Consider the following 7,072-nt stretch of genomic DNA (forward strand, 5'->3'; position numbering starts at 1 on the left):
CCGGCCGGCGGGCCGGCCGGCGTCCGGGGCGGGACGGAACAGCGCGGGTGGGGGCGTGGGCGGGGTCCGCGCCCGGGGGCCGCCCGCGGCGGGGCGGGGGTCAGCGGCAGCAGGCCGGGGTGTCGCGTCCGCTGGTCGCGGCGTAGTACTGGAGGTCCTGCACCTCGGGGTGGCGCACCACCCGGTACGGGAGTTCCACGGCGGCCCCGGCGCGGCCGTCGCGCACCACCGCGGCCGCGACCCCGCCGGGGCGGAGCGGCACCAGGAGGGGGTGCGCCCCGGCCGGAGCCGCGTGGGTGGTCGTGGAGGAACCGACGGTGACGCGGACGGTCGCCGGCCGGGTGAGGAACGGCAGCACCTCCACCGTGTCACGGGCCTCCTCGCTGCCCTCACGCAGCGACATCAGCAGGGTTTGGCCCCCGGTCGGGACGGCGTGGGCGAACTGGGTGCGGGAGGTGAGGTACAGCGTGTCGCGCGTGATCTCCGGCCACCTCCCCGTCTTGAACCGGACCAGGTGGTACGAGCTGAGGTCCAGGTAGGCGTGGCCGTTGTGGAGCGACGGGGCGAAGTGGCCGCCTTCGGAGTGGTCGTTCCAGGTGGTGAGCTGGACCCAGTCCGCTCCCCCCTCGATGGCGCGGTTCCAGGTGGCGCGGAGGGTGGCGGTGTTGCCGGCCTCGTCGTACACGCCCTGGCTGGGCCGGGCGTCCTGGACGGAGACGGGCTGCATCCACACCTTGCCCAGCCGGTGCGCGAGGCGCGCGTCGCGGCCGGGGTCCGCCGGTTCGGTGTAGCTGCGGCTGCCCCAGTCGGAGAAGCCGTGGCTGATCGGGGCGTACTCCTCGTGGTGCGCGCCGAAGTCGAGGAAGAGCGGCACGAAGGCGGTCCGGACGCCGTGCCGTACCCGCAGGTCGTCGAGGAGGGCGGACCACCAGCCGGCGCTCCTGGCCTCGGCCTTGAACGGGGAGACGACGAGCCGCCCGTCGTCGAGCCGGTGCGCGGCCGGGCTCCGGCCGAGCTCGGCGATGGCGTCGGCGATCTCGCGGGGGCTCTCCGTGGTGAGGGAGGCCATGTCCGGCATCAGCATGATCTTGAAGTCGGGGGCCACCGCGTGGGCGGCCTCCAGGAGGAGCCGGCAGCGCTCCCAGTTCCTGCCCGACAGGGACAGTACGTCGAGGGTGAACCCGTCGAGCCCGGCGGCGCGGGCGGTCCGCACCTCCTGCCGGAGGTTGGCCGACTCCCAGTCGCCTTCCTTGGGGCGGACGGGCAGCGGGCGGTCGCGCAGGAGGCCGCCGTACGCGCGGTGCTTGCCGCCCTCGCCGTCCGGGGTCAGGTAGTGGCGGGCGTAGTAGTCGCGGTCCGGTTCCTCGTTGTCGAGGGAGAGCGGGTACGGGGTGAAGTAGTGCGCGAACACGAGCTTCCCGCGGGCCCGGAGGGCGGCGCGGTCCGGCATGTCGAAGGGGAGCGCGGTGGCGGCGCCCGCGCGCGCGGAGTCCCCCGGCCCGCCCGCCCCGCCCGGAGTGGCCCCGGTGCCCGGGTCGTGGCCCCACGCCGCGGCCAGGCCTGCGCACAGGACGGCGAGGAGCAGGCCGACCGCGCCCCCCGCGAGGGACCGGCCGCGCAGGCGGTGTCGCCGGTGGCGCGGCCGGGCCTCCCGGTGACCGCCGTGTTCCGTTCGCATCCCGACCCCTCTCCCCCCGCGCCCGTGGGCGGCGCGCCGTACAGCAGTAGAACGGATCGTCACGGGCGGGACAACCTCTTCCCCCGAACGGGGCAACGCGCCGCGGGCCGCCGTGCGGTCGTCACGGCCACGGCAGGCGTCGTACCGGTGACGGCGGGTACGTTGGCGCGGTGGGGCACGTTGACGCGGGCCCGGGCGTTCGCGGGTAGGAGGGCCCGGGGTTCGCGGGCAGGAGGAGGAGAGCCGATGCGAGAGGCAGCCGGGGCGCGGAGCGTGCTCAGCCGACTGGACCGCGCGGTGTTCGCGCAGGTGGCGAAGCGTGCCTGGCCCGCCGCCGAGCCCGTGCTGCCCCGGCTCAGCCGGGCCGCGGACCGGGGCGTGCTGTGGTGCGGTGTCGCCGCCGGCATGTGGGCGCTGGGCGGGGCGCGGGGTCGGCGGGCCGCGGTGCGCGGCGTCGTGTCGCTGGCGCTCGCCTCGGCGACGGTGAACACGTTGGCGAAGGGCGCGGTGCGGCGGCAGCGCCCGGTCATCGACCGGGTGCCGCTCGCGCGCCGGCTGCCCCGCCAGCCGCTGACCACGTCGTTCCCGTCCGGGCACTCCGCGTCCGCGGCGGCGTTCACGACGGGGGTCGCCCTGGAGTCGCGGGGCATGGGCGCGGCGCTGGTGCCGGTGGCGGCGTCCGTCGCCTTCTCCCGCGTCTACACCGGGGTCCACTATCCGAGTGACGTGCTGGTGGGGATGGCGCTGGGGGTGGGGGCGGCGTTCGCGGTGCGCGGGCTGGCGCCGACGCGCGACCTCGTGCCCGTGCCCGCGCGGCCGCGCGCGAGGGTGCCGGCGCTGCCGGACGGGGACGGGCTGGTGGTCGTGGTGAACCCGTCCTCGGGCGCGGGGCCGCAGTTCACGGACCCGGCGGCGCAGATCGCGACGCTGCTGCCGAAGGCCGAGGTGCTGCTGTGCCGGCGCGGGGTCGACTCGCTGACGGACCTTCTGGAGACCGCCGCGGCCGAAGCGGCCCGGCGGCGCGGGGTGTTCGGGGTGTGCGGCGGCGACGGGACGGTGAACGCGGCGGTGGCGCCCGCGCTGCGGCACCGGGTGCCGCTGCTGGTCCTGCCGGGGGGAACCTTCAACCACTTCGCCGCCGACCTCGGGGTGGACACGGTGGCCGACGGCTGCCACGCGCTGGCGGAGGGGCACGCGGTGCGGGCCGACGTGGGCCGTGTCCGGCCGCACGGCGTCCGCGGGGCCGGCGGCCGGGGCGGGGAGGGCCGGGAGCCGGTGTACTTCGTCAACACCTTCAGCCTGGGCGTGTACCCGGAGCTGGTGCGGCTCCGGGAGCGCTGGTCGCCCCGGATCGGCGGCCCCGCCGCCACGCTCCTGGGCGCCGCGCGGGTGCTGCGCACGGCGGCCCCGCTGCGCGCGGAGGTGAACGGAAAGCCGCGCTCCATGTGGTTCCTGTTCGCGGGCAACGGCGTCTACCGCAGCGTGGGGCTGGCGCCGCTGCGCCGCCACGACGTGGCGGACGGGCTGCTCGACGTGCGGATCGCGCAGGCGGGCCGGCTGGCGCGCCCCCGGCTGCTGGCGACGGCGGCCGGCGGGCTGGCCCGTACACGGCTGTACGCCGCCGCCCGCACGACCGCGCTGCGCGTCACGAACCTCCCCGCCGGCGCCCACATGGCGTACGACGGGGAGGTCGTGCCGGCACCGCGGGGGCTGACGCTCGACAAGCTGCCGGAGGCGCTGACCGTCTACCGGCCGCTGACCGACTGAGGGCCGTCCGTACGCGACGGGCCGTCCGCTGCTCCGGTCCGGGGGCGGCGCCGGGCTCGGGCGTGCCGCCGCCGACGTCCTCGCCGCCGGGCGGCAGGGAGACGATCAGGTCGCCGTCGACGTCCTCGGGGAGCGTCCGGCCGCCGGGGCCGGTGACGTTGACGGCGCGCCCGGGGCGGGGGCGGGGCGGCGCGGTGGGCGGTAGGGGTGCCGGCCGGGGGTGTCGGGGCCGTGGTCCTCCCGGAGCGGCGCGGCCGGTGGGAAGGGCGCGGGCCGGGCGGGCGGCGGGTTCAGCCGAGGGTGCGCACGGCGTCGACGATCAGGTCCCAGTACGCCTCCACGTCCACGTCCACGCCGACGTACGCGTTGGGGCGGGCCCCGGTGACGCCGTCGAGGTCCACGACGGTGGCGCCGCGCGTGTGGGTGCCGGTCAGTTCGATCGCGACGGGCGCGTGGACCAGTGCGACCAGGTCCGGGGCGACGAGGTGGGCGACGGTGAGCGGGTCGTGCAGGGGCGGGGCGGGAAAGCCGAACACCTCGCGGTACGTGTCGCCGAAGTAGGTCAGCAGCTCGGCGCACACCGCGGCCAGCGGCGTGCCGAGCACGTGGACGCGCGCGACGACCTCGGGGGTGGCGAGCGCCCGGTGACTGACGTTGAGGCCGATCATCGTGAGGTGCAGCCCGCTGCGGAAGACGGTGTCCGCAGCCTCGGGGTCGGCGAGGATGTTGAACTCGGCGGCGGGCGTCCGGTTGCCGCGCCCGGTGGATCCGCCCATGAGGACGATCCGCTCGATCCTGTCGGCCAGCTCCGGGTGGGCGAGCAGGAACGCGGCGATGTTGGTGAGCGGCCCGGTCGGTACGAGGGTGACGGGCACGGGGTGGGCGCGGAGCGTGTCGCGGAGGAACGTGACCGCGTCGCGGCCGTCGACCGGTACGGCGGGGGCGCCGAAGCCGGGTCCGTCGAGCCCCGACTCCCCGTGGATGTCGGGTGCGGTGATGCGCGGGCCGCGCAAAGGTCCGGCCATGCCGGCGGCGATCGGCACGCCTCCGATCCCGGCCGCCGTGCACACGCGGCGGGCGTTCAGGGTGGTCTTCTCCACCGTCTGGTTGCCGGCCACGGTGGTGATCCCGAGCAGCTCGACAGCCGGGTGAGCTGCGGCGAGCAGGATGTTGAAGGCGTCGTCGTGCCCCGGGTCGCAGTCCAGGATCACGGGGATGGGCATGGCGCCTCCTGAAGATCCGTCGAGTAGGCCGAAAAGCGTCGTTCGTCAACCTTGCCAACACCCACTGGCACTCTTACATTCAACCCGTCGGTAACACCCGCGAGTAGGTACGGCGGCACGCCACACCGCACGCGGTCGTTCTCCGCTCATTTTTCCCGCGCACCGCCGCGTCCCCCCGGCGGCCCGCCTTCGAGCAGGTCTCCCGCTCCATCCGACATCCGTGGCCGACGGTCACCGCGCGGCCGTGGACACCAAGAGAGGGGATATTTCATGAGAAGCACACCCCGGACCGACGCGGACGACGTCGTCGGCCGGATCCAGTGGAAACGCTTCGCCGCCCTGTCCGTACCGGGGGTCGCCCTGACCGCCGCCCTGGGGGTCGCCCTGTCGAGCGGGGCCCTCGCGGCCTCCTTCGCCGTGTCGGGCCAGCAGTTCAAGGTGTCGGCGGACACCCTGACCGGGGAGGGGTTCGCGCAGTACGGGGGCATCGACACGAACGCCCGCGAGGACCTGCTGCCCGTGGCCGTCACGGCCATCCGCAAGGCGGAGCTGCACAATCTGTGCCAGTCCGTCGTCACGACGCTCCCGGTCGTCGGCGACATCTCCCTGTACCTCACGGCCGGGAAGAAGAAGCCCGTCGAGGCCACCGACCTCTTCGTGGACGCCACGCAACTGTCGGGCGACGCCGGCTTCAACAACATCGAGATCGGCCGCGACGCGTCCACCCTCGACAGGGGGCCGGACGGCGCCCAGGGCATGCAGGACCTGTTCGGCCAGCAGGCCGACGACGTGCGCATCACCGACCTGAAGCAGGTCGCCTGGGCGACCAACGCCGGCACCTTCAAGCTGTCCGGCCTGAGCATGAAGATCAGCAAGGGCAAGAAGGAATGCTTCTGACATGGCGTCACCGGCGGACGGGGCCACACGACGGCTCCCGGTCGACTCCCTGGACGAAGCCTTGACCGAAGCCCCAAAGGACCCCGCCTCCGCCGCAGACCGCGGCGGCCCCCGGGCGAGGTGGCGCCGCTGGCGCAGGAGCCGGCCCTTCTGGGGCGGACTGCTGGCCGTCCTGGCCGGAGCGGAGATCTGCGCCATCCCGCTGGCACCCCTGGAGGTGATGCTCCACCAGGGCATCGCCGGAGTCCCCTCCGTCCTCCTCGGAATTGTCATGATCATGCTAGGAATCTCGGTCTGGGTGTCCCCTCAGTACCGCTCGCTCGCCGGTGTCGTCACCACCCTGATCGCGGCCGCCGCGCTCGTCATGTCGAACCTGGGCGGGTTCCTCCTCGGCACCCTCCTGGGCATCGCGGGCGGCGCCATGATGTTCGCCTGGCAGCCGGTGGCGTCCCCACGCCGTGCCGAACCCGCTCCCCCGGCCCCCGGCACCGCGGACACCTGACGGGGCCGCACCCCCGGCCCCTCACCGCCCGCCTCTCCACCGCTCCCGTGACCACCACGGCTCTCCGTACTTTTCCCGGACCCCCCACACCCGCACCGGTGTGACGCCCCGTCACGCCATCCCCGAAGGAGAACACCACATGGCACCCCTCAGCACCCCCACCCGCACGGCGCTCTCCCTGGGCACCGGCCTGGCCGCGGCCGGCGTCCTGGTCTTCGCCGGCGTCACCACCACCGCGGCGCAGGCCGCGCCGGCGCTCGCGGGCTCCACCACCGTCACCCCCGCCGGCCACGGCTTCAAGGCCGCGCTGAGCGGCAAGGCGACCCTCAAGGCGGGATCGGTGACCGTCACCTGTTCCGTCTCCACGTCCAGCGGTACGGTCCCCGCGGCGCCCGGCAACCACAACGCCGCCGGTCCCGTCGTCAGCGCGATCACCCCGCCGACCTTCACCTCCTGCACCACCAGCATGCCGGGGGTCAGCGCCACCGTCACCACCAGCGGCTCGTGGACCGTGTCCATGCAGCACGGCTCCCCGATCGTCGCGTCGTTCACCGTCCCCACCGGCGGTCTGGTCGTCCAGACGTCCGGCCTCGCCAGCTGCACCGTCACGGCGGCGCCCACCGCTCCCGCCGCGACGAGCGGCACGTGGAGCAACGGCGCCCCCTCCTCCCTGGCGTTCAGCAACGCCCAGGTGCCCGTCAAGGTCGTCGGCGGCTTCGGCTGCCCGACCAGCGCCACCACCTCGTCCTTCTCGGCCACCTACCTGGTGACCGACACGACCGACCCGGCGCGGCAGATCACGGTCTCCGGCTGACCGTCCCCTCCCGCCGGCGGCGCCACCGCGTCGCCGGCGGGACCCGCGCGCGGTACGGCGGCACCCCCGCAGTGCCGCGCGCACGCGCGCGAGCCCCCGGGCGGGCCGGCCCCGGGCGGGTGCCCGGCCCCTCCTTCCCGGAGGAGCCGGGCGGGGGGGCCCGGCGGGGGGGGCGCCGCCCCCGCGGGGCC

6 protein-coding genes are annotated in these 7,072 nt (G+C 75.4%); 4 read left to right on the forward strand and 2 right to left on the reverse strand.

The window, feature by feature from the left end; all coding sequences use genetic code 11:
* Positions 1-100: 100 nt before the first annotated feature.
* Positions 101-1,678, reverse strand: coding sequence for a glycoside hydrolase family 71 protein (locus RND61_RS32120; RefSeq protein WP_315881702.1), 1,578 nt, complete (start codon positions 1,676-1,678; stop codon positions 101-103).
* 246 nt (positions 1,679-1,924) lie between these two features.
* Between RND61_RS32120 and RND61_RS32125 the strand changes: the two genes are divergently transcribed.
* Positions 1,925-3,445, forward strand: a complete 1,521-nt coding sequence (locus RND61_RS32125; protein WP_315881703.1) for a bifunctional phosphatase PAP2/diacylglycerol kinase family protein — start codon at positions 1,925-1,927, stop codon at positions 3,443-3,445.
* A gap of 290 nt (positions 3,446-3,735) precedes the next feature.
* Here RND61_RS32125 and RND61_RS32130 read toward each other — a convergent pair whose 3' ends face one another.
* A complete protein-coding gene (locus RND61_RS32130; protein WP_315881704.1) occupies positions 3,736-4,668 on the reverse strand; it encodes a nucleoside hydrolase in 933 nt (310 codons plus the stop codon).
* 270 nt (positions 4,669-4,938) lie between these two features.
* On the opposite strand from RND61_RS32130, the gene RND61_RS32135 reads away from it, so the two are divergent.
* The 3 genes from RND61_RS32135 (at position 4,939) to RND61_RS32145 (ending at position 6,881) form a co-directional block, all read left to right on the forward strand.
* On the forward strand, positions 4,939-5,565 hold the full coding sequence (locus RND61_RS32135) for a DUF6230 family protein (RefSeq protein ID WP_315881705.1): 627 nt from the start codon (positions 4,939-4,941) through the stop codon (positions 5,563-5,565).
* 61 nt (positions 5,566-5,626) lie between these two features.
* Complete coding sequence (locus RND61_RS32140; protein ID WP_315881706.1) at positions 5,627-6,067, forward strand: DUF6114 domain-containing protein; 441 nt, start codon at positions 5,627-5,629, stop codon at positions 6,065-6,067.
* A gap of 139 nt (positions 6,068-6,206) precedes the next feature.
* Positions 6,207-6,881, forward strand: coding sequence for a hypothetical protein (locus RND61_RS32145; protein WP_315881707.1), 675 nt, complete (start codon positions 6,207-6,209; stop codon positions 6,879-6,881).
* Positions 6,882-7,072 lie beyond the last annotated feature (191 nt).

The organism is Streptomyces tamarix, from assembly GCF_032423885.1.
GTDB classification, from domain to species: Bacteria; Actinomycetota; Actinomycetes; order Streptomycetales; family Streptomycetaceae; genus Streptomyces; species Streptomyces tamarix.

What these genes read in the sequence shown, in the direction of transcription:
- RND61_RS32130 (WP_315881704.1), bottom strand. Translation starts at nt 4,668, where the DNA reads ATGCCCATCCCCGTGATCCTGGACTGCGACCCGGGGCACGACGACGCC.
- RND61_RS32145 (WP_315881707.1), top strand. Translation starts at nt 6,207, where the DNA reads ATGGCACCCCTCAGCACCCCCACCCGCACGGCGCTCTCCCTGGGCACC.
- RND61_RS32120 (WP_315881702.1), bottom strand. Translation starts at nt 1,678, where the DNA reads ATGCGAACGGAACACGGCGGTCACCGGGAGGCCCGGCCGCGCCACCGG.
- RND61_RS32125 (WP_315881703.1), top strand. Translation starts at nt 1,925, where the DNA reads ATGCGAGAGGCAGCCGGGGCGCGGAGCGTGCTCAGCCGACTGGACCGC.
- RND61_RS32135 (WP_315881705.1), top strand. Translation starts at nt 4,939, where the DNA reads ATGAGAAGCACACCCCGGACCGACGCGGACGACGTCGTCGGCCGGATC.